The following is a 21,018-nucleotide window of genomic DNA, read 5'->3' as shown; positions in this document are numbered from 1 at the left end:
AGTTTGCCCGAGTCAATTGGACAGTTGCCGATGGTGCGATAAGGGCGAAAAATTTTTCGCCCTTACGGCGCACTCTTCTCCGATCGCTCGCTCGATCGAGCTAGGCGATCGTTTAACTCATTTCCAACATTCGGGCGATCGGTCGCCATGCCGCCTCGCGAATGTCTTCGGGCAAGTTAATTTCTGGGGTGCGATTTTTCATACACAAATATAATTTTTCGAGCGTGTTGAGACGCATGTGAGGACATTCGTTGCAAGCACAGTTACTGGTCGAAGGTGCGGGGATAAACTGCTTGTCCTTCGCTTCTTTCTCCATCTGGTGGATGATGCCGGGTTCCGTCGCTACGATAAATGCCGAAGCGGGACTTTCTTTGGCATATTGCAGTAGGGCGGTGGTCGAACCGATGTAGTTGGCGTGGCGCAATACCGGGGTTTCGCATTCGGGATGGGCGATGATTTCCGCGTCCGGGTGTTCGATTTGCAGTTGGACGATCTTTTTCTCGGAAAAGGTCTCGTGAACGATACAACTGCCTTCCCACAACAATAAATCGCGCCCGGTTCGTTCCATGACGTAACGCCCGAGGTTGCGATCGGGGGCGAAAATAATCGGTCGATCCGGGGGGAGTTGTTCGATAATTTTGACGGCGTTAGAGCTGGTACAGATGATGTCGCTCATCGCCTTGATCGCTGCCGAGCAGTTGATATAAGAGACGACTAAGTGATCCGGATGGGCGGCTTTGAATTGGGCGAAGGCGTCGGGCGGGCAACTGTCGGCGAGGGAACAGCCCGCGTCTAAATCTGGCAGTAGGACGAGTTTGTTCGGGTTGAGGATTTTCGCCGTTTCTGCCATAAAGTGAACCCCAGCAAAGACGATGACCTCTGCCTCGGTGTTGGCGGCTTGACGGGATAAGCCCAGGGAGTCGCCGATGTAGTCTGCGATGTCTTGGATGTCGGGATCTTGGTAGTAGTGGGCGAGAATGACGGCGTTGAGTTCTCGCTTCAGTTCGGCGATCGCCTCGAATAAATCGTCGGGCAGGTCGTTCGATCCGGTCGTGTCTCGGTGAACAAGGGTGGAGGTAAACACAGTTATGGCCTGAACTTAGCTCGTTCGTTATCGTTATTGGAAATTATAGTAGTTTTTACCAAAAATGACAGGCGATCGCCGTCGGATCCTCGCAGGAGTTCTAGCGAAACGAGCCAACCCTTGCTTATGCTGGGTTTATCGGACAAGTAAGGTAAAACGGGTCATGAGCGATCGCCAGTTTGAGCAACAGTCTTTGACGGTGGCTGTCGTCGGGGACGTTCACGAACAATGGGAAAGAGAAGATGCAGAAGCGCTGAAGGCTTTAGAAGTCGATTTAGTCTTATTTGTCGGCGATTTTGGGAACGAATGCCTTCGTGTCGTGCGGGCGATCGCCGATCTGGACTTGCCCAAAGCCCTGGTTTTCGGCAATCACGATGCTTGGTACAGTGCCACCCACTGGGGTCGGAAAAAATGCCCTTACGATCGCCTCACCGAAGATTGGGTCGCCGACCAACTAGAAATCACCGATGATTTTCACGTCGGTTACGCTCACTTGGACTTTCCCGAATACGGCTTGAGTGTGGTGGGGACTCGTCCCTTTAGTTGGGGCGGTCCGGAGTGGAAATATGCCGAGTTTTACCGCGATCGCTTCGGCGTCAACAGCATGGAAGAATCCCGCGATCGCATCCTCGCCGCCGTTCGCGAAACAAGCTGCGATACGATTATTTTTCTCGGACATAACGGCCCCTATGGCTTGGGTTCCTTACCAGAAGACCCTTGCGGTCGCGATTGGAATCCGATCGGCGGCGACTTCGGCGATCCCGATTTTCAAGAGGCGATCGCCGCCACTCGCCAACTCGGAAAAACGATTCCCCTAGTGACTTTCGGTCACATGCACCATAACTTGCGCCACACCAAACAACGGCAGCGACGATCGACCCACGTGGACGCCACAGGCACCTTATACTTGAATAGCGCCTGCGTTCCGCGCGTTATCGTCACCGAAACCGACGTCAAACGTAACTTTTCCCTCGTTTCCTTAGAAAATGGCGTCGTCACCGATGCTCGTCTCGTTTGGCTCGATCGCCATTTCCAGGCGATCGCCCAACAAATTCTCTACGAGAATCCCGGTAAAGCCATGCGCCAACTGGCTTAAGCGGATTTTAGCGTTTAGCGGTTAGAGTTTGGATTCTAGATCGCGATTTCGATCTCCTCTGAGGCGAAATTTTCTCAAAATGCCTGTTTTCTTTGCGAGGCAGGCACGCTAAGATTGAAAGAGTGCCTAATGGAGAGGTGGCAGAGTGGTCGATTGCGTCTGACTTGAAATCAGATGAGTCCGCAAGGGCTCCGGGAGTTCGAATCTCCCCCTCTCCGGTTTTGAACGTAGATAGCGGTTGAGGTGTGGGACAGTTCCGCACCTCGTTTGTCGATCGCGGGAGACGAGCAACATGCAGGGCAACGGGCTCATAACGCTATTAACCGATTTTGGCTTGAGCGATCCCTATGTCGGCGTCATGAAAGGGGCGATCGCCTCCATCGATCCGGCGTTGCGCGTCATCGACCTCACCCACCAGATTCCCCCACAAAAGATCGTGGCGGCCCGTTTTGCCCTCGCCTCGGCGATCGCCTACTTCCCTCCAGAAACCGTTCACGTGGTCGTCGTCGATCCGGGGGTGGGGAGTCGGCGACGGGCGATCGCGATCGCCTGTAAGGGCGCCTTCTTTGTCGGTCCCGATAACGGCGTCTTCGACGGAATCCTCGATCGCGCCGACCCGGCGATCGCCGCCGTCGAATTAACGGATTCTAACTACTGGCGCACCCCCAACCCCAGTACCACCTTTCACGGACGGGATATTTTTGCCCCGGTCGGCGCCCATCTCGCCCGTGGCGTCCCCTTCAGCGACTTAGGAGAGGCGATCGCTCCGGAAACTTTAGTCCGGTGGGACTTCCCTGATTGTCAAATTGGATCGACTCAAGTTTCCGGTTGCATTCAATATGTGGATCGGTTTGGTAATTTAATCAGTAATATTCCCGGCGATGCCGTGGGGGAACGGTCCTGGGTTTTGTCATTCGACGATCGCCAGATTCCGAGTGGCCAAACTTATGCCGATGTCGGCCCCAATGAGGCGATCGCCCTGGTCGGTTCTCACGGTTGGGTCGAATTAGCAGTCAATGGCGGTAACGCGCGCGATCGCTTTGGTTTAGAGGTGGGGACGAGGCTTGATGTGATTTTAGATTTTAGATTTTAGAGACTGTTTATCAAATAAACATTCAGAGTCATGTTTGAGAGGAAGCCATCGCCGCAGCATCAAACGACCGATGGCTGCTATCGGGTTACCCCTACTTCTCTAGGATTTGGTAACCAAACCCCTACAAGATTTTTTGTATTTTCTCGATCGAAACTATTGCTTAAAATGAGGGAATTTTTGGATTTTGTAATTGTCTCTTGCATCCCCTTTTTTTCCTTTTGACTTTTTCCTTCTCCGTTTAATAATTCACAAACCAAATTTCGTACATATTGAGCAGTTCGTGATTTTCCTTATAACTGTTATCGATATCTCCATAAACCTCTAAATCCGCTAGAGGTAAAACAAACTTACGGCGATCGGAGGTTCGTTTGACTTGAACTCTAATCCCTTCCTCAAGGGAAACATTTTCTTCAAATCCCAACAACAGAAATACATCTTCAAATGAGGGAAGTATTGCTTTCGGCTTGGGGATTTTTTTTTGAAGGTTGGGAGGAGATTCAAAATAGTTTTCTTCCCAGGCAAAAGGTTCGATACCTGTTAAATGGCAAGGTAAATTAATTTTGTTTTTAATATAATTCAGATAGATTTTGAGATTTCTTTTATTAACCTCGATATCTTCCGTCTTGAGGATGCTAGAAATTTGAGATTCTAACTCTTCTATATCTAGGGGTTCGACCAAATCTTCGAGAAATTCGGCAAACTCTTTAATTTCCCGTTTTAAGAGGACCATATTTCTCTCTTCTTTGGAAAGGCGATCGATAATCTTGACGCCAAAGAGACCCTCATCGAGTTGAATTCCTCCAGCGATCGCCGAGGCTGACGGTTGATTTTTAGCGGGCTTTTTAGATTTAGACATCTTGAGAGCCTCTTTGCAGGTTTCCACCTTTAAAGTGTATCTTGAGTGCAGTTACTTTGCTGTCAATGTTTGACGAACAAACAATGATTCAGGAAAATTCCGACGAACCGATTGTTTACCAAGGACAGTTTGGTGAGTTTACCATCGATCGCGACGATCGCCTCGGGGTCGCGATTTACCGTGGGGGACTGGCGATCGCCGCCGCGTGTTTCGCCGTGGGGACGACCTTAGTATTATGGCAAGGAGTGACCGAGGCGATCGCCCCCGTTTTAACCGGGCTGTATGGGGGATTTTCCCTCGCCCTCGGCGTCAGCTTGCTGACCATTCACATTTATCTAGTTCCCTTGCATCGCTTACTACAATTGTTGTGGGGTGTGGGGGCGATCGCCACCGTTTGGGCGGCTGTCTCCTATCCCGAAGCCCTCGCCCTGACGGCTTATCAGCGCCCGATCGCCTTATTCGGCATGGGCTTTACCTTCGTCGCCCTCACGGGAATTTACTTTAAAGAAGCCTTTTGTTTCAACCGCTTGGAAACCAAAATTCTCACCCCCGTGGTGCCGATACTGATTTTAGGCCATCTTTTCGGTCTCTTACCCGCCGTTGGGGAACGGGCTTTATTGGCCCTTTGGGCGGTGTTATTCGTCGTATTCGCCTTGAGAAAGGCATTTCAAGCCATGCCCGACGATATCGGCGATAAAACAGTGTTCGAGTATCTCAAACAACAGCGATCGGCGCGCGTCCCTTCCTAAATCTCGCGATCGCCCGCGATCGATGGCGTCCCTTGACCACCTAACCATAAGGTTAAATTCCATGCCTACTCCCCCCTTGAGTGCGAATCCAGCGAGAACGGCAATGGAGATTTTAATTGTCGAAGACGAACCGGACATCGCCGAGTTAATCGAACAATCTTTAGAAGAAGAAGGCTTTTGCTGTCGGATTTGTCATGACGGCTTCAGCGCTTTAGAAGCAGTACGCACCTCGCCGCCGGATCTGATCGTACTCGATTTGCGCTTGCCCGGATTGGACGGCTTGGAAGTGTGCGCCCGCATCCGACAGCAACACATCCCCAAAGATCCCTACATCCTCATGTTGACCGCCAGAGGGGAAGAAATCGATCGCATCATCGGACTGTCTACCGGGGCCGACGATTATTTTGTCAAACCCTTCTCTCCCCGGGAACTGATCGCCCGCGTCCGCGCCCTGTTGCGGCGTAGTTTGCGCCACGGGGGCGAAAGCCAGGTGTACCGCACTGCCAGCTTTACCGTCGATGTAGACCGCCACGTGGCCCACCGCCACTACCACCACGAACCCGCCTCGGTGTTGGATTTAACCCATTTAGAGTTCAAACTGTTAACCTTATTTGTCAAACATCCGCGCCGGGTCTGCGATCGCACCCAACTGATCGAGTATCTCTGGGGGGATAACTTTTTCGGAAACGAGCGCGTTATCGATACTCATATTGCCCGATTGCGTAAAAAAATCGAACCGGATCCGCGCCAACCGCGTTTTATTAAAACCGTGGTCGGCGTCGGTTACAAATTTGAAGACGATACGCCGTCGAGTCTCAATTAGGGAGAGGCGATCGCGCGATCGTCTCTCCCCAGAGAGCTTTTATCCCCTCGACGGAGAAAATCCCCGATTGTCCGAGAATTTTCACGATTTCCCCCGTTATCGTATTTTATTGTTGCTAGACTACAAATAGCAAATTCCCACCGACGGACGGAAAGCACGGTTATGCCTGGAGTCGTGAAAATCGAAATAGCCGAAACGGCTGACGAACTCAAAACCCTGTTAGGAAAACAAAAAACCTCTCAAAAGTTTCTCCGCGTGCAAGCGCTCTACCTGCTCAAAACCGGACAAGTCAAAACCGTAACCGATCTCTCCAATCTCTTGGGCAAACATCGGGTAACCGTTCAAAATTGGTTGAAGCTGTATAAGAAAGAAGGATTGCAAGGATTATTGCAAGACCGACATAGCGGGGGAAGAAAATCGAGTATTCCCGATTGGGCGATCGAAGAATTAAAGAAAAAAGTCAAAGAGAAAAAAGAATTTAAAACCTACGGGGAAATTCAGCAGTGGTTTAAAGAGGAACTCGGCGTCGATGCCTCTTATATGGCGGTTTACGAACTGGTGCGCTACAAACTCAAAGCAAAAGTGAAAAGCCGCAAATCCCGAACCGATCGCTGATTCCCCGATGTCCTTCGCGTTGGCGCGATCGCCGTGAGTGCAACTCTCGTAAATCCATTGTGAATCAGTTAAATTTACAATCTCGTCTATTTTTATCGCATTTGTTAGTGGCGATCGTCGGCGGTCTGAGTTCGTCGATCGTCGGAACAGTTTTAGCGCCGGATTTCTTTGTCGTCCATCTCGAACGACTGGCGGGAACCCATAGCCTCAGCCTCGGCGAATTGACTCCCTTACTCGCCGCCTTCAAAAGTGCGTGGGATCAAAGCACGTTTCAATCGGGATGCGTGGGCGCCTTGGCGGCTGCGGGACTCAGTTATTGGGTCGCCCGACGCTTGGTGAGTTTGCTGCTGGAGATGGAAGAAATTACGCAAGAGTTCGCCGTAGGACGGATCGATCGCCGAATGCCAAGCAGCGATATTCCCGAACTTAACCGCCTCGCCGCCAGTTTCAATCAAATGGCAACGGTGCTCGAAGGGGTCGAACAACGGCGTCGGGAAATTGTCACCGATTTGACCCACGAGTTGCGAACCCCGTTGACGGTGATTCGGGGGAATTTAGAAAAACTGGCGGATGGGGCGATCGCCCCGTCGCCGTCGATTTACCGTCGTTCGATCGCCGAAACCCGCCGTCTGGAACGCTTGGTGCGCGATTTACAGGATCTCTCGAAGGCAGAAGCGGGCTATCTTCCAGTCAATTTACAAGCGGTCGATCTCAGGCCGTTACTCGAATCCTTGGTGGAAAAATTTTCCGAGCAACTGGTTGAAGAACCTCTGAGTTTGGCTTTAGAATGTCCGTTAGAGTTGCCCGACGTGCTGGCCGACCCCGATCGCCTCGAACAAGTTTTAGTGAACTTAATCGGTAATGCCATGAGCTACACCGAGCGCGGTTCGATTACCTTGCGCGCTTGGTGCGAGTCGTCGTCGATTTGGGTGGCGGTGGCGGATACCGGGGAAGGGATCGCCCCGGACGAGTTGGGCCATGTCTTCGAGCGCTTCTGGCGATCGCCGAAAGCCCGCGAACGTTATTCCCGAGGGACGGGAATCGGTCTGGCGATTTGCCGCCGTTCGATCGAGCTGCAAGGGGGCGAGATTTTTGTCGAAAGCGAACTCGGCCTCGGCAGTCAGTTTAAGTTTTACCTCAAAGCGGCCCAAATTCCGACAGGACGCGACGAAGTGACTCCCTACCGCCCCTAGACTGTATAAAACATTACAGAACTTTAAGGAAACCAAGTGAAAATTGACATACAAATGACAAAGAAATGTCATCTTTTTGTCATATCAGTCTGCTAAACTTGGCATGTCACCGAGCTAGACGGCTAGCCGCAAGGCGAGGTCTACCGGAGATATTGGCTGAATTGACGGGGCAAATGCCCGGTGAAGCGTGCGATCGCGGTGACGATCGATCGCGATCGCAAAACACCTCAATCTCAGCCTAGGTTCTAGGGAGTATCCGATCTCGAAGGCATGGAACACCACGCCCACAAGAAGGATAGCCACCGAAGCGATCGGGCGATCGATCGTACTCGCAACGACGAAAGTCGAAACGGGGGAACCGAACTTTGTTGAATTCAAGTGAAAAACATGGGAGACAACAAGCGGATTGCCTTAGTTTCCGTTCATGGAGACCCCGCCGTCGAAATTGGTAAAGAAGAGGCAGGCGGTCAGAACGTCTACGTCCGTCAAGTTGGAGAAGCACTCGGACGCCAAGGCTGGCAAGTGGATATGTTTACGCGCAAAGCCAGTGCCTCCGATGCCGAAATCGTCGAACACAGTCCCAATTGTCGAACCATTCGCTTAGTGGCAGGGCCGGAAGAATTCGTCCCGAGACAAGAAATATACGGCTATCTGCCCGAGTTTGTCGAACAACTGCAAAAGTTTCAACAACAACAACAATATTATTATCCTCTGGTTCATACGAACTATTGGCTGTCTGCAAAAGTGGGGATGGAACTGAAAAAACATCAGTCGATCCAGCAAATCCACACTTACCACTCGTTAGGCGCGGTCAAGTATAACTCGGTGAAAGTCGTCCCGACGATCGCCACCACCCGCTTGAACGTCGAGAAAACTTGTCTGGAAACCGCCGAACGCATCGTCGCGACCAGTCCCCAAGAACGCGAGCACATGCGATCGCTCGTTTCCAGCAAAGGCAATATCGACGTGATTCCCTGCGGAACCGATATCGACCGCTTCGGTCACGTCTCCCGCCGCGACGCCCGCCGTCAACTCGACATCGACCCCGCCGCTTTAGTCGTGCTTTACGTCGGTCGCTTTGACGAACGCAAAGGGATCGAAACCTTAGTGCGGGCCGTCGGTCAGTCGATGTTACGCGGCTTGGCGAACATCCAGCTCGCGATCGCGGGGGGATCTCGTCCCGGACAAAGTGATGGTATCGAGCGCGATCGCATCGAAGGCATTGTAGACGAACTGGGAATGCGCGACTTTACCCGCTTCCCCGGACGTCTCGGCGATGACGACTTGCATTTATACTATGCTGCGGCCAATGTCTGCGTCGTTCCCAGCCACTACGAACCGTTCGGCTTGGTGGCGATCGAAGCGATGGCCAGTGGAACCCCGGTGGTCGCCAGCGACGTCGGCGGCTTGCAATATACCGTCGTCAGCGAAAAAACTGGGTTACTCTGTCCCCCGCAAGATGACGAAGCCTTCGCGAAGGCGATCGATCGCATTCTCAGCCAACCTCACTGGCAATTGCAACTGGGGAAAGCAGCGAGAAAACGTGTGGAGCAGAAATTTAGTTGGCAAGGGGTCGCCGCTCAACTGAGCGAACTCTACGAGGAATTACTCGTGGAAGAACCTGCGAAACAATTGGTTTCGGTCAGCGCCTAGAAACGCCATCTAAAATAACCGTTGCCAATTCTTGGCATTAACGTTTTTCAAATCAATCGATAAATTTGAGCCAGCCAGCAGGGTCTTCAGTTGACGCTTTGCTGGCTGGCCATTTATGGTGTGGACAGTTTTGCAGTTAGGTTCATGGTTGAGCTGGTTTTCGTCATTCTTTCGGTGAGTTTGTCGATCCTTTTAGGCGCGATCGCAATCGCTTTTTTATTTCCCCATCTCAAATCTTCCGACTATCGGGTGAAGAAGTAGTGGGGAAGTCCGGAACCGAGTGGGGAGGACCGACCGACCGAGAACGGCTGGAGGACAAAGTTATACTTCAGCCGATCGACATGACACGATCGAGACCGGGCGAATTTACTCGAATTGCCGAGGCGATCGATCGCCGATCGGTCGGTTCGTCGTGACCAAAAGCGGGGGAGATCTCGTGTCGATCGCGGGCATCTTGCCCGTGCTATGGTAAAGCAGGTGAGATGCCTGCTTTATGGAGAGAGATCGATGACATTCAAGTTGAAATGTCCTCCCTTAATCCGGCGGCGAGAACGATCGACGTTAACCCCTTGGGGTTGGGGAGTGGCGATCGCCATTGTCATGACAATTTTAGGAATGGTGTTTGGCAGCCTTTATCCCTTTCTGGCGGCGATCGAACCGTTGCCGGAGGCCGAGATTTTGGTGGTTGAAGGCTGGTTGCCCGATTACGCCTTAGAGGCGGCATTAGCACAATTCGATCGCGGCAATTACCGCCAATTGGTGACCACCGGATTGCCGTTAGCACGGGGATCGTATTTGGTGGAATATCGCGATTTTGCCACCTTAGCCGCCGCCACCTTAGCCGCCGTGGGGGCCGATCGCGATCGCCTCGTGGCGGTTCCGGGTCCGGCGGTGATGAAAGATCGCACTTATGCGTCGGCAGTCGCCTTGCGCGAGTGGTCGATCGCCACGGGAACGGAAGTGAGGGCGATCGATTTAATCTCCCTCGGACCGCATACCCGGCGCAGTTGGCTGTTATTTCAATTAGCACTTTCCGAGATTGACGTGAGCGTTGGGGCGATCGCCGTCGAGCCGATGGACTACGATCCGCAACGTTGGTGGCAAAGTAGTGCGGGGGTGCGATCGGTGATTTCCGAGACGATCGCCTACCTGTACGCGCGCTTTTTCCAGGGGACGATCTAAGATGGAAGAACGGGAATTTTGGGTAGTTTGGTCGCAAATTTCCGGGATCGGTCCGGTATTGCTGCAACGGATTCGGCAACAGTTCGGTTCTCTGGCGGCAGCGTGGCGGGTCGATCCTCGGGAACTCGGTGCGGTGGAAGGATTCGGACGGCAGATGGTGGAGAAAGTCGCGATCGCGCGATCGCAACTCGACCCGCAAAAAGTTTATCGAGAACACCTGCAGAAAAACCCTCACTTTTGGACGCCCGCCGATGCGGACTATCCCCGACTGCTGCTAGAAATTCCCAACCCGCCCCCGGTGTTATACTATCGCGGACAGGTCGAACCCCTGGAGAATCAAGGGATCGTTCCCGCCGTGGCGATCGTCGGCACCCGCTACCCGTCCGAATACGGCAAACGCTGGACCTGGCGGATTACCAAAGCCTTGACTCAACGGGGATTCGCGATCGTCTCCGGAATGGCGAAAGGGATCGACACCGAAGCCCATCGCGCCTGTTTGGAGTCCGGAGGACGAACGATCGCCGTCTTCGGCACCGGAATCGACGTGATTTATCCCCGGGAAAACGCCAATTTATACAAAAAACTTCAGGAATCCGGCTTGTTACTAACGGAATATAAATCCGGGACGACCCCGGATAAATCTCACTTTCCCCAACGCAATCGCATCGTCGCCGCCTTGTGTCGTGCCACGATTATCATTGAAGCCCCCGCGCGATCGGGCGCCTTAATTACCGCCCGCATTGCCAACGAATACGGGCGCGATGTCTACGTGTTGCCCGGTTCCCTCGACAATCCCAACGCGATCGGATGTTTGACCTTAATTAACAAAGGCGCCCAGTTAATTTTAGGGGAAGACCACCTTTTAGAAATGCTCGGCGAGATGCCCCCCTTAGATCTGTTACCAACGACTACCTCACAACAGTTAGAACTGTTCGCCGAACCGAAAAGCGCGCCCTCCGTCGAACTCGACCCGCCACTGCGGCAAGTATTTGACGCCTTACCCCCGGAAGATACCCCCTTTGACGCGATCGTCGCACAAGCGGGAATGGACGCCGCCACGGTATCGAGTGCCTTATTGCAATTAGAGTTATTGGGTGTCGTCGTTCAGCTACCCGGAATGCGGTATCGGCGGAGTCCCTAGAGACCGTTCGCCGACTCACTAAAATCTAAAATCTAAAATCTAAAATCTAAAATTCCTATAAGCTGGATTACGGCGCTTGTAACGGTTTTTAACCATGGTACGAATTAACGACAACTACCTCAAGCTCAAAGCAGGGTACCTGTTTCCCGAAATTGCACGGCGAGTCAATGCTTTCGCCGAAGCGAATCCCGACGCTCAAATTATTAAACTCGGGATTGGCGACGTCACCGAACCGTTACCGGAAGCGTGCCGGACGGCGATGGTCGATGCTATTAATGATATGGGCGATCGCGCCTCCTTCAAAGGATACGGCCCGGAACAAGGTTATCCTTGGTTGCGCGAAAAAATTGCCGCCCACGACTTTCAAGGGCGCGGTTGCGAGGTAGACGCCAGCGAAATCTTTATTTCCGACGGGTCGAAGTGCGACACGGGTAACATCCTCGATATCTTCGGCAAAGATAACAAAATTGCCGTCACCGATCCGGTTTATCCCGTTTATGTCGATACGAACGTGATGGCGGGACACACCGGTCCGGCGAACGACAAAGGCGAATATGAAGGGTTAGTCTATTTGCCAATTTCGGCGGACAATCACTTCACTGCTCAAATTCCCAGCGAAAAAGTCGATCTCATTTACCTGTGCTTCCCCAACAACCCCACCGGGGCGACGGCGACGAAGGAACACCTCAAAGCTTGGGTGGATTATGCCAGAACAAACGGGTCGATTATCCTGTTCGATGCGGCTTACGAAGCGTTTATCACCGACAGTAGTTTACCCCATTCGATTTACGAAATTGAAGGGGCCAGAGATTGCGCGATCGAGTTTCGTTCGTTCTCGAAAAATGCCGGATTTACGGGAACCCGTTGCGCCTTGACCGTGGTTCCCAAAACCTTAACTGCGAAAGCGGCGGACGGGTCGGAAGTCGAGTTATGGAAGTTGTGGAACCGCCGCCAATCGACGAAGTTTAACGGGGTGTCCTACATCGTCCAACGCGGCGCCGAGGCGGTTTATTCCGATCGCGGACAAGAACAAGTCAAGGCATTAGTCGGATTTTACCTAGAAAATGCGGCCATTATTCGCGAAAAACTGACGGCGGCGGGATTGACGGTTTACGGTGGCGTCAACGCGCCCTATGTTTGGGTCAAAACACCAAACGGTCTGTCGAGTTGGGATTTCTTCGATAAGTTGCTGCAAAATTGCCACGTTGTCGGTACCCCCGGATCGGGTTTTGGGGCCGCAGGCGAGGGCTATTTCCGCATTTCCGCGTTTAACAGTCGCGCGAATGTCGAAGAAGCGATGAAGCGGATTACGGCAACTTTCAACGGATAGAGGCGAACTCAAAACCTGTGGGGCGGGCAAAATGCCCGCCTTTCAATTGGCAATTGTCGATGAAGCAATAAAATACAATTGCCCCATTTTCAATCACTACAATGAAGCGATTAACTGTTGAACCCGATCGCGGATTTCTTCACGAACGCGGCGGAAGGTTTCTAAAGGTTGTCCGTCGGGGTCGTCGAGTTGCCAGTCTTCAAATATTTCTCGCAATACCCACACTTCGGGTAAATTGACGCCGCAACCGCATAGAGAAATCACGATATCGTAATCTTGAGGATTGAATTCAGTTAAAGGATCCGAGGTTTGGTCGCCAATATCGATTCCGACTTCGGACATGACGGCGATCGCCGTCGGATGAACGCGACTGGCTTCGAGTCCGGAACTACTGACGTTAATTTTACCTTGTCCCAACTGTTTTGCAAAGCCTTCCGCCATTTGAGAACGGCAGGAATTACGCTTGCAAACAAACATTACTTTTTTGGTCATTTTTCGATGTTTCTCCCTTTGATATCGGTCACGAGATTAGCCGAGGGGATGGATACAACGCGGGTCTGGTAAAGAGGCTTTTTCCGGTTCTCTGGGGAACCAAAAAGCCGTTCGCTTACACAGATCGACGAGCATTAACATTACTGGAACTTCGATTAAAACGCCGACGACCGTAGCTAAAGCAGCACCGGAATTCAAACCAAATAACATTACTGCAGTGGCGATCGCGACTTCAAAATGATTGCTCGCACCAATTAAAGCGGCGGGGGCGGCATCTTCGTAAGTCAAATTGAGCTTTAATCCGACAACGTAGGCGATCGCAAAAATAAAATTGGTCTGAATAAACAAGGGAACGGCGATTAAAACAATATGGAAGGGATTGTTGACGATCAATTCGCCTTTAAAGGCAAATAATAGCACCAAGGTTAACAGCAAAGCACTCGTAGCGACGGGACTGAGATATTTCAAAAAGCGCCGTTCAAACCATTCCCGTCCCTTATGTTTGAAAATCCAATAACGGCTGTAAGTTCCCGCCGCCAGGGGCAAGCCGACATAAATTAACACCGATAAAACAATGGTTTGCCAGGGAACAGTTAAATCATTGGCTGCTAACAACCAGCGACCCAAGGGGGCATATAAAAATAACATGGTTAGGGAGTTAATCGCCACCATGACCAGGGTATGCCCTTGGTTACTATAAGACAGATATCCCCACATCAAGACCATGGCGGTACAGGGGGCAATTCCGAGTAAAATTGCTCCGGCAATATAGGAGTTGACGAGGGAGACTTCCGCACCGCGTAGCAGTTCGGTTCCTTGGAGGAAGGGACGGAACAGCCAGCCGAGGAAGAATTGGGCAAAAATAACCATGGTAAAGGGTTTGATCGCCCAATTGACAATTAAAGTCAAAAGTACGGGTTTGGGGGTTTTAATCGCCTGTTTGGCTTGGCTGAAGTCAATTTTTACCATGATGGGGTACATCATGAAAAACAGGCAAATGGCGATCGGAATTGATACTTGATAGACACTCATCGAATCGAGAGTGACGGCAAGTTTCGGAAAGATGCGTCCGAGGGCGATTCCGGCAAAAATACAGGCGAATACCCAAAGGGTCAGATATTTTTCAAACGCGTTAAGTTTGCTCCCGGCGCGGACGACGGGAGGGTTAGAATCGGAGGTGTTCATGAGTTGGGTTGAAAGGTTGACAGATGGGCGGGCGATCGCGCCTTCAGAATTGGGCTTCTTGCTTCAAGAGTTCGCCAATGGTCAAGTTAAATTGAGATTTGCCCCCAAAAACGGTGCCGACTTTACCTCGATTGAAGTTAATTTTTATGAGGTTATAGCCTTCCTTGGGTAAGGGAACGTAGCCGATGGTATTGACGATTTGAGGGGCGTTATCGAGGTAAAAATCGACAAATTCTTTCATGGCGGGATTCTTTTGTGCTTCGCTGAGATTGATGTAGATAAAAAGCGGGCGCGAGAGGGGTTGATATTGATTGTTTTCGACCGTTTCGCGCGATGGGGAGATCGCCCCTCGACCGCTATCGACGGCGATCGCTTTCATGGCGGCGGCTTGCTGTTCGTAATAGGCATAGCCGAAATAGCCGAGGGCGTCGGGATCGTTGCTCACTCCTTCGACCAAGACGGTATCGTCTTCGCTGGCGGTGTAGTCGTCCCGACTGACTCCGGAACTGCCGAGAACGGCTTCGGTGAAGTAGTCGTAGGTTCCCGAGTCTTTTCCCGGTCCGTAGAGTTTGAGGGGGCGATCGGGCCAGGTGGGACGCACTTGATTCCATTTGAGGATCTTGCTTTGGGCGGCTTTCTCCCAAATGGTTTTTAACTCGTCCAAAGTGATATCGGCAGCCCATGTGTTGCGATCGTTGACGACGACGGTTAAGGCGTCAAAGGCAACGGGCAACTCGATATAGGCGACTCCAGCTTGTTTGCATGCCGCCATTTCGTCGTTTTGAATCGGTCGCGAGGCATTATTGATGTCGGTTTCTCCGGCACAGAATTTATCGAACCCGCCTCCGGTTCCGGAGAAGTTGACCGTTATGTTGACGGCATCGGAAACTCGATCTTGATAGGCTTGGGCGATCGCTTCGGTGATGGGATAGACCGTACTCGATCCGTCGATCGCGATCGGTTGGCGGTCTTGGACTGGGGATTGAGAGCAAGAAATTGTAGCGATCGCCGCGATCGCCGTCGCGGTCAATGGGGATATCCATTGCCAAATTTTGATATTCATAACCTTTGCCCCCGAGAGCTGAACTGGTGGGGTACTTCTCTATCATTTCAAAAAAAATTGATTTGTCAAGAGGGTTTGGCAGGGGCGATCGCCCCTAGGCAATCGGGGGTAAAAACGGGAGTATTATCGAGATGTAAGCCAATAAGCCTCAAATATGGTTCAAAAATCCTGGGATTCTGCCTGGAGTTGAACGAAGGATGCAACCTACATCAATCAATTTTACTTGATGCAACTTCAGACGGGGGATTCTCCTGGGGAGACCCTACGCGATCGCCGTGTCGGAGGTGGAGATTTAGTAGAAGCGACCCGTCACGTACTCCTGAGTTGAGGGGTGTTTGGGGTTGTGAAAGATAATTTCGGTGAGGTCGTATTCCGAGAGGTAACCGACTTTGATCCCATTCGGCATATTTTTAATATTAAAAAACGCAGTCATGTCCGATACCCGCGAAGCTTGTTGCATGTTGTGGGTGACCATGACGATCGTGTAATGTTGTTTGAGTTCGTAGAGCAGATCGTCAATTTTTGCCGTGGAAACCGGATCGAGAGAAGAACAAGGTTCGTCCATCAAGAGGATTTCCGGTTTGAGGGCGATCGCCCGTGCAATACAGAGGCGTTGTTGTTGTCCGCCAGATAAAGTCAGTGCATTGCGATTGAGGTGATTTTTAACTTCATCCCACAAAGTCGCCTGACGCAAAGAATATTCGACCACTTCATCGATATCCCCTTGATAGCCATTAATTCGCAAACCCAAAGCAATATTTTCGTAAATCGATTTAGGAAAAGGATTGGGTTTTTGAAACACCATGCCGATGCGGCGGCGGATTTCCACCGATTTAAAGCGATAAATATCTTTATTTTTAAATAAAATCTTGCCTTGAATACGAGTATTAGGAACTAGATCGTTGAGTCGGTTAAAACAGCGAAGCAGCGTACTTTTACCGCATCCCGACGGACCGATCAAGGTGGTAATCTGATGGGCGTATAAGTCTAGATTGATATCTTTTAAAACTAGACTGTTGCCATAATAAACCGACAGTTCTTGACAAGATAAAGCAAGTTCAGAGGATTCGGGCAAAATAGGTTGGAGATTCATCGACAGTGACCTCTGGGGAAAACGAGGGATAGGAGATCCTCGGGGAAGTAAAAGAGAAAAAAGAGGAAAAAGAGCGAGAATCGAGTGGTGAAACCGAGGGCGATCGCCCCTCGATCCATCTATTTTGATTCATTCTTGTTTTTGGCGGGAGCGATCGCGCAAGTAGACGCCAACGACATTGAGCAACAACAACAAACCGACCAAAATCGCACTCGCCGCCGCCGCCTTATCGTGAAACCCTTGTTGCGGTCGCGAGACCCAATTAAAAATTTGAAAAGGCAACGCCGTAAAGCGACTGTAAAGCCCTTGCCAAGACAACGACGGTGCAAAGGAAACAAAAGGTAAAGCCCCCACCGCAATCAAAGGAGAAGTGGCCCCGATCGCCCGGGCCGAAGACAACAACAGCGCCGTCACCATCCCCGGAAACGCCGCCGGAAGCACGATATGCCACAACACCTGAGTGCGGGTCATCCCGATCGCGTAACCGCCCTCGTAGAGGCTATTTGGCACCGATCGCAACGCCGCGCGCGTCGCCACGATCGACATCGGCAAAATCACCACACTCAACGTCATCGCTGCAGATAAAATACTCGCCCCTCCAGTCATCGGTTCCAAAAGGCGAACGAATAACTCCAAACCTAACAAGCCGTAAATAATCGACGGAACGGCAGAGAGATTGGCAATATTAATTTCAATAACTTGATTGAGCCAATTATCGGGACAATATTCTTCTAAAAAGATAGCCGTTCCGATGCCGATCGGAAAAGCAAACACCACCGTCAACCCCCACAACCACAACGTCCCCATCAACGCCGGATAAATCCCCGCTTCTTGGGGCTTGCGGGAGGGCAATCCGGTCAAAAAGTCCACATTGAGATGGGTCAAACCGCGATTTAACGCATCGAACATCAGCAACGCGAGAACCAAGAGGGTCGCGGCGATCGCCCCCACGGAGATCGCTTGAAATAAGTAGTTCAAACCCTTGCGAAAACTCAAGCGGGTGCGAAAGCGATCGACCGGAGGGGACGGAAACCAATCATCGACCCGCCGCGTGGCGTGAGGGGACGAACTGAGAAATAAAGGCGCCCCACCGACCGACAGGCGAGTGAGAGTCGATCCGCCAACGTCCTCGTCCGCCTGTCGGTCGGAACTCGGTTCGGGCAGTTTTGGGAAGCTTTGCACGATTCCGTCACTGGGGACGACCCCCTCGGACATGCGTTGCTGATGGCGCCGAACCAGCCAGTGACCGAAGCTGTTGAGGGATAAGGTCAGTAAAAATAACACCATTCCCACGGTGAAAATGGTGTGGAAGGCGAGGGAGTCGAAGGAAACCGTCCCCAAACTGACCTGAATGATAAACGAGGTCATCGTCAGGACGGGAACCAAGGGATTGAGAGTAAGTTGGGGGGTTTGGCCCGCCGCGATCGCCGCGATCGTCGTTTCCCCGAGGACCCGGGATGCTGCCAGGGTAAACGATGCCATAATCCCGGGAAAGGCGACCGGTAAGACGATCGTCCAGATCGCCTCAATTTTTGTCAAGCCCAAAGCGTAGCCCCCCTCGCGCAAACTTTGGGGAACGCTGCGAATGGCGTCTTCACTCAACGAAGACACGATCGGCACTACGGTGATTCCGGTGACGATCCCCGCACTCAAGGCGCTGAAAGCGGATAATTGAGGGATTGCTCTTTGTAATAAGGGGGTGACTACCAGTAGGGCAAAGTAGCCGTAAACTACCGTCGGAATGCCGGAAAGGGCTTCTAAAATCGGTTTAATCGCGAAGCGTAGGCGATCGTTGGCGTATTCGGCGAGATAGATCGCGATTGGCAGACCGATGGGAATGGCAACGAGGAGGGCAATCCCACTGACGAGTAAGGTGGCGCTGGCGATCGCGACGATCCCGACTTGACGAGATGGAAACAGGGGAGTCCATTCGGTATCGGTGAAAAACCGCCAGGGGGAAATCTCCTGGAAAAATAAGGTGGTTTCGTAGAGTAAGATCGCGACGATCGCCACTAAAATAGCGATCGGAATCGCCGCCACGACCGACAGGACTACCCGGACGATCGCCTCGATCTTTTGACTGCTTTGCAAATTTCCCCGCCACGACGGGCGGGACTCTTCCGGTAAGGAGGAGGGGTCGAACTCCATGATAGACCTCGATAGTTGGCGCGACCGATCGCGGCGGTCCGCTTCAGCCCGCGATCGCGCCAAACCGAGAAGAGGGGAAAACGAGCAACGGTACGAACCGATACGCGGCGATCGCTACGATCGATATTTTAGAGCCAGTTTGCGTCATCCCCAAGCGGTTTGGCGTCCTCGTTACGGCGATCGTCCCTCGGCGCCGAAGCGATCGAGCAGATCCGTCCCGACGACGGTAACGCCGTTAAATATCGACCCGCTTTGAGCCTCTTGATAACGCTGTCGGACCGCCTCCATGGTTTCTTGAGAAAGTGGAACGTAACCGACTTCTGAAATTAAATATTGATTCTCCTCGGCGAGGATAAAATTAACAAATTCTTGAATATCCGGGCGATTGGCGAGGGCCCGATTGATATAAATAAATTCCGGACGCGAGAGGGGGGTGTAACTCCCATCGGCGATCGTTTCTTCACTCGGCGTCACGCAACCGTTACCGTTGTCAATGGCGACGGCTTTGAGTTTTTCGCGGTTTTCTTCGTAATAAGCATAACCGAAAAAGCCGATCCCTCCCGGATCGGTGGCAACTCCTTGGACGATGACGTTATCGTCTTCGCTGGCGGCAAAATCGCCACGACTACCTTGATTTTGACCGACGACGGCACGGATAAAATAGTCGTAAGTTCCCGAATCGGTTCCCGGTCCGTAAAGGGCGAGTTTGACCGGGGGAAACTCCCCGCGAATTTGATTCCAATATTCGATTTTTGCTTGGGCGTCGGCTTGCCAAAGGGTTTTTAGATCGGCAACGGACAAACAGGAGACAAAGTTATTTTTCGGATTGACAACGACGGTAATCCCGTCAAAGGCGATCGGCAATTCGATATATTCAATTTGATTTTCTTGGCACAATTCAATTTCTGAGGGGTCGATCGGACGGGAGGCATTGGAGATATTGGTTTCTCCCCGACAAAACTTTTTAAAGCCACCGCCCGACCCGGAAATACCGATCGCCACGCGCACCTCGGGGTTTTGTTTCATGAATTCTTCCGCCATTGCTTCGGAAATGGGAAAGACCGTACTCGAACCGTCCACGACGATTTTGCCGTTATTCTGACTGTTAGGGTCGTTGAGGGCATTGCGATCGCCACTCTGGCAACTTCCGAGGGCGATCGCGCTCCACAGAGCCAACAGACTCACGATTTTAAATGAGCCTTCCGATTTTAAAAACATATTTTTTAGAGAATGAGTTGATTTATAAAATCGAGCAATTAGGGTGTTTATTTTTTATTCATAAAGGCAAGAGACAAGGAAAAACTAAGAAGTTGAGAAGGAAAAGGGAGTAATAAATATATTTTAGGGACGAAAAAATAACTTTGGAGTTTATTCGTGGAGTAACCTTTTTAAAAAAAGTTACCAAAAAAAAAGGTTACGGGTTATGGACGTGCGATCGTCGATCGCACGTCCATAACTCCCCTGGCAATCACCCGCCTGTCTGTTGCCCAAACCTTGCCCAAACGTTGCCCAAACGTTGTATTGTTAATGTCTATCTTAAAGTCTGGATCGGCGATCGTGCTTTAAAATTGTAATAAAAAAAGACTAAAATCAAGTTAAGAAGTGATTAACGCCCGCTCCGGCGATCGCTTTCGTTAGAAGATTTTAAAAATATCTGTATTAAACAATACCAACTCGAAAAAATTCCCCCTAGGGGCGATCGCCGATGTTCGCGGGGCGATCGCCGTTGGTCATGAATGTTGCGTCGTCAGGGACAAGACCGGGCGGGTAAGACGGCGCTAAAGCGCCTGTATCCGGCGAGATATTCTTCTAAAGTAATAAATTGAGCTAAATTCAAACGATAGTAAATCCAGCGTCCCTCTTGACGGGTCAAAACGAGCTGGGCTTCCTTGAGCGTTTTCAGGTGAAACGACAGTTTCGACTGACTGACATCGAGGGCGTCGCACAACTCACAAACACACAATTCGCGATCGCGCAACCGCTCTAAAATTTGCAAGCGCAAGGGGTCGGAAAGGGCATGAAAACCCGATAGGAGGTCTTCGGAGGCGATCGTTTGCGGCGATCGGGCAATAGGCTTGGTCATTGGGCGTTAGGGTTGATGAGGCTTCTCCCTTATCCTAACCAATCCGGGATCGCATCCCGATCGCCACTCGCCAAAATACGTTACAACTCAGATAAACTCGCACTCAAACATCCCCAGTCCCCGAAGACTTCACCCGTAT

21 protein-coding genes and 1 tRNA gene are annotated in these 21,018 nt (G+C 51.5%); 13 read left to right on the top strand and 9 right to left on the bottom strand.

Annotated features, from left to right (window positions below):
• Positions 1 to 112 precede the first annotated feature (112 nt).
• The gene (nadA, locus tag HCG48_RS00965) at positions 113 to 1,084 is read right to left on the bottom strand and encodes a quinolinate synthase NadA (RefSeq protein WP_168567489.1); all 972 of its coding nucleotides are present in this window, start codon (positions 1,082 to 1,084) and stop codon (positions 113 to 115) included.
• Positions 1,085 to 1,247: 163 nt separating this feature from the next.
• Here nadA and HCG48_RS00960 point away from each other — a divergent pair, with 163 nt between their 5' ends.
• The 3 genes from HCG48_RS00960 (at position 1,248) to HCG48_RS00950 (ending at position 3,273) form a co-directional block, all read left to right on the top strand.
• A complete protein-coding gene (locus tag HCG48_RS00960; RefSeq protein ID WP_168567488.1) occupies positions 1,248 to 2,180 on the top strand; it encodes a TIGR04168 family protein in 933 nt (310 codons plus the stop codon).
• Between the two features lie 131 nt (positions 2,181 to 2,311).
• Positions 2,312 to 2,398, top strand: a tRNA-Ser gene (locus tag HCG48_RS00955).
• A gap of 74 nt (positions 2,399 to 2,472) precedes the next feature.
• Positions 2,473 to 3,273, top strand: coding sequence for an SAM hydrolase/SAM-dependent halogenase family protein (locus tag HCG48_RS00950; protein WP_168567487.1), 801 nt, complete (start codon positions 2,473 to 2,475; stop codon positions 3,271 to 3,273).
• 238 nt (positions 3,274 to 3,511) lie between these two features.
• Here the strand turns inward: HCG48_RS00950 and HCG48_RS00945 are convergent, their stop codons facing one another.
• Positions 3,512 to 4,129, bottom strand: a complete 618-nt coding sequence (locus tag HCG48_RS00945; RefSeq protein ID WP_168567486.1) for a hypothetical protein — start codon at positions 4,127 to 4,129, stop codon at positions 3,512 to 3,514.
• A gap of 83 nt (positions 4,130 to 4,212) precedes the next feature.
• Here HCG48_RS00945 and HCG48_RS00940 point away from each other — a divergent pair, with 83 nt between their 5' ends.
• From HCG48_RS00940 to HCG48_RS00900, 9 genes are all read left to right on the top strand, one after another.
• Positions 4,213 to 4,878, top strand: coding sequence for a DUF2301 domain-containing membrane protein (locus tag HCG48_RS00940; RefSeq protein ID WP_168567485.1), 666 nt, complete (start codon positions 4,213 to 4,215; stop codon positions 4,876 to 4,878).
• A gap of 103 nt (positions 4,879 to 4,981) precedes the next feature.
• Positions 4,982 to 5,701: a response regulator transcription factor gene (locus HCG48_RS00935; RefSeq protein ID WP_168571676.1), complete on the top strand. Its 720-nt coding sequence runs from the start codon at positions 4,982 to 4,984 to the stop codon at positions 5,699 to 5,701.
• A gap of 174 nt (positions 5,702 to 5,875) precedes the next feature.
• Entirely contained in the window at positions 5,876 to 6,316 is a 441-nt protein-coding gene (locus HCG48_RS00930) for a helix-turn-helix domain-containing protein (protein WP_168567484.1), read from the top strand.
• A gap of 59 nt (positions 6,317 to 6,375) precedes the next feature.
• On the top strand, positions 6,376 to 7,509 hold the full coding sequence (locus tag HCG48_RS00925; protein WP_210437136.1) for a sensor histidine kinase: 1,134 nt from the start codon (positions 6,376 to 6,378) through the stop codon (positions 7,507 to 7,509).
• A 387-nt stretch (positions 7,510 to 7,896) separates the two neighbouring features.
• A complete protein-coding gene (locus HCG48_RS00920; protein WP_168567483.1) occupies positions 7,897 to 9,162 on the top strand; it encodes a glycosyltransferase in 1,266 nt (421 codons plus the stop codon).
• 260 nt (positions 9,163 to 9,422) lie between these two features.
• The gene (locus HCG48_RS00915; RefSeq protein WP_168567482.1) at positions 9,423 to 9,578 is read left to right on the top strand and encodes a hypothetical protein; all 156 of its coding nucleotides are present in this window, start codon (positions 9,423 to 9,425) and stop codon (positions 9,576 to 9,578) included.
• A 91-nt stretch (positions 9,579 to 9,669) separates the two neighbouring features.
• Positions 9,670 to 10,344, top strand: a complete 675-nt coding sequence (locus HCG48_RS00910) for a YdcF family protein (protein WP_246259813.1) — start codon at positions 9,670 to 9,672, stop codon at positions 10,342 to 10,344.
• Position 10,345: 1 nt separating this feature from the next.
• The gene (gene dprA / locus HCG48_RS00905; RefSeq protein WP_168567481.1) at positions 10,346 to 11,485 is read left to right on the top strand and encodes a DNA-processing protein DprA; all 1,140 of its coding nucleotides are present in this window, start codon (positions 10,346 to 10,348) and stop codon (positions 11,483 to 11,485) included.
• 94 nt (positions 11,486 to 11,579) lie between these two features.
• The gene (locus tag HCG48_RS00900) at positions 11,580 to 12,815 is read left to right on the top strand and encodes an LL-diaminopimelate aminotransferase (RefSeq protein ID WP_168567480.1); all 1,236 of its coding nucleotides are present in this window, start codon (positions 11,580 to 11,582) and stop codon (positions 12,813 to 12,815) included.
• A gap of 96 nt (positions 12,816 to 12,911) precedes the next feature.
• Here the strand turns inward: HCG48_RS00900 and arsC are convergent, their stop codons facing one another.
• From arsC to pstA, 5 genes are all read right to left on the bottom strand, one after another.
• Positions 12,912 to 13,307 (bottom strand): arsenate reductase, glutathione/glutaredoxin type, encoded by a 396-nt coding sequence (gene arsC, locus HCG48_RS00895; protein WP_168567479.1) that lies wholly within the window; start codon positions 13,305 to 13,307, stop codon positions 12,912 to 12,914.
• Between the two features lie 36 nt (positions 13,308 to 13,343).
• On the bottom strand, positions 13,344 to 14,492 hold the full coding sequence (arsB, locus tag HCG48_RS00890) for an ACR3 family arsenite efflux transporter (protein WP_168567478.1): 1,149 nt from the start codon (positions 14,490 to 14,492) through the stop codon (positions 13,344 to 13,346).
• A 43-nt stretch (positions 14,493 to 14,535) separates the two neighbouring features.
• A complete protein-coding gene (locus tag HCG48_RS00885) occupies positions 14,536 to 15,555 on the bottom strand; it encodes a PstS family phosphate ABC transporter substrate-binding protein (RefSeq protein WP_168567477.1) in 1,020 nt (339 codons plus the stop codon).
• A gap of 292 nt (positions 15,556 to 15,847) precedes the next feature.
• Positions 15,848 to 16,648: a phosphate ABC transporter ATP-binding protein PstB gene (gene pstB / locus HCG48_RS00880; RefSeq protein WP_168567476.1), complete on the bottom strand. Its 801-nt coding sequence runs from the start codon at positions 16,646 to 16,648 to the stop codon at positions 15,848 to 15,850.
• A 129-nt stretch (positions 16,649 to 16,777) separates the two neighbouring features.
• A complete protein-coding gene (gene pstA, locus HCG48_RS00875; RefSeq protein ID WP_168567475.1) occupies positions 16,778 to 18,796 on the bottom strand; it encodes a phosphate ABC transporter permease PstA in 2,019 nt (672 codons plus the stop codon).
• Between pstA and HCG48_RS00870 the strand changes: the two genes are divergently transcribed.
• Positions 18,795 to 19,052, top strand: a complete 258-nt coding sequence (locus tag HCG48_RS00870; protein ID WP_168567474.1) for a hypothetical protein — start codon at positions 18,795 to 18,797, stop codon at positions 19,050 to 19,052. The genes pstA and HCG48_RS00870 overlap by 2 nt on opposite strands.
• On the opposite strand, the gene HCG48_RS00865 is transcribed toward HCG48_RS00870, so the two are convergent.
• Together HCG48_RS00865 and HCG48_RS00860 are read right to left on the bottom strand one after the other, a co-directional pair.
• The gene (locus tag HCG48_RS00865) at positions 18,968 to 19,981 is read right to left on the bottom strand and encodes a PstS family phosphate ABC transporter substrate-binding protein (protein ID WP_246259811.1); all 1,014 of its coding nucleotides are present in this window, start codon (positions 19,979 to 19,981) and stop codon (positions 18,968 to 18,970) included. The genes HCG48_RS00870 and HCG48_RS00865 overlap by 85 nt on opposite strands.
• Before the next feature lie 562 nt (positions 19,982 to 20,543).
• Positions 20,544 to 20,879, bottom strand: coding sequence for an ArsR/SmtB family transcription factor (locus HCG48_RS00860; protein ID WP_168567472.1), 336 nt, complete (start codon positions 20,877 to 20,879; stop codon positions 20,544 to 20,546).
• Positions 20,880 to 21,018 lie beyond the last annotated feature (139 nt).

Origin of the sequence: Oxynema aestuarii AP17 (genome assembly GCF_012295525.1) — a bacterium.
In the GTDB taxonomy this organism is placed as follows: Bacteria; Cyanobacteriota; Cyanobacteriia; order Cyanobacteriales; family Laspinemataceae; genus Oxynema; species Oxynema aestuarii.
Note: the sequence above shows the minus strand (reverse complement) of the source record. Positions and strands in the feature narration are given on the sequence as shown.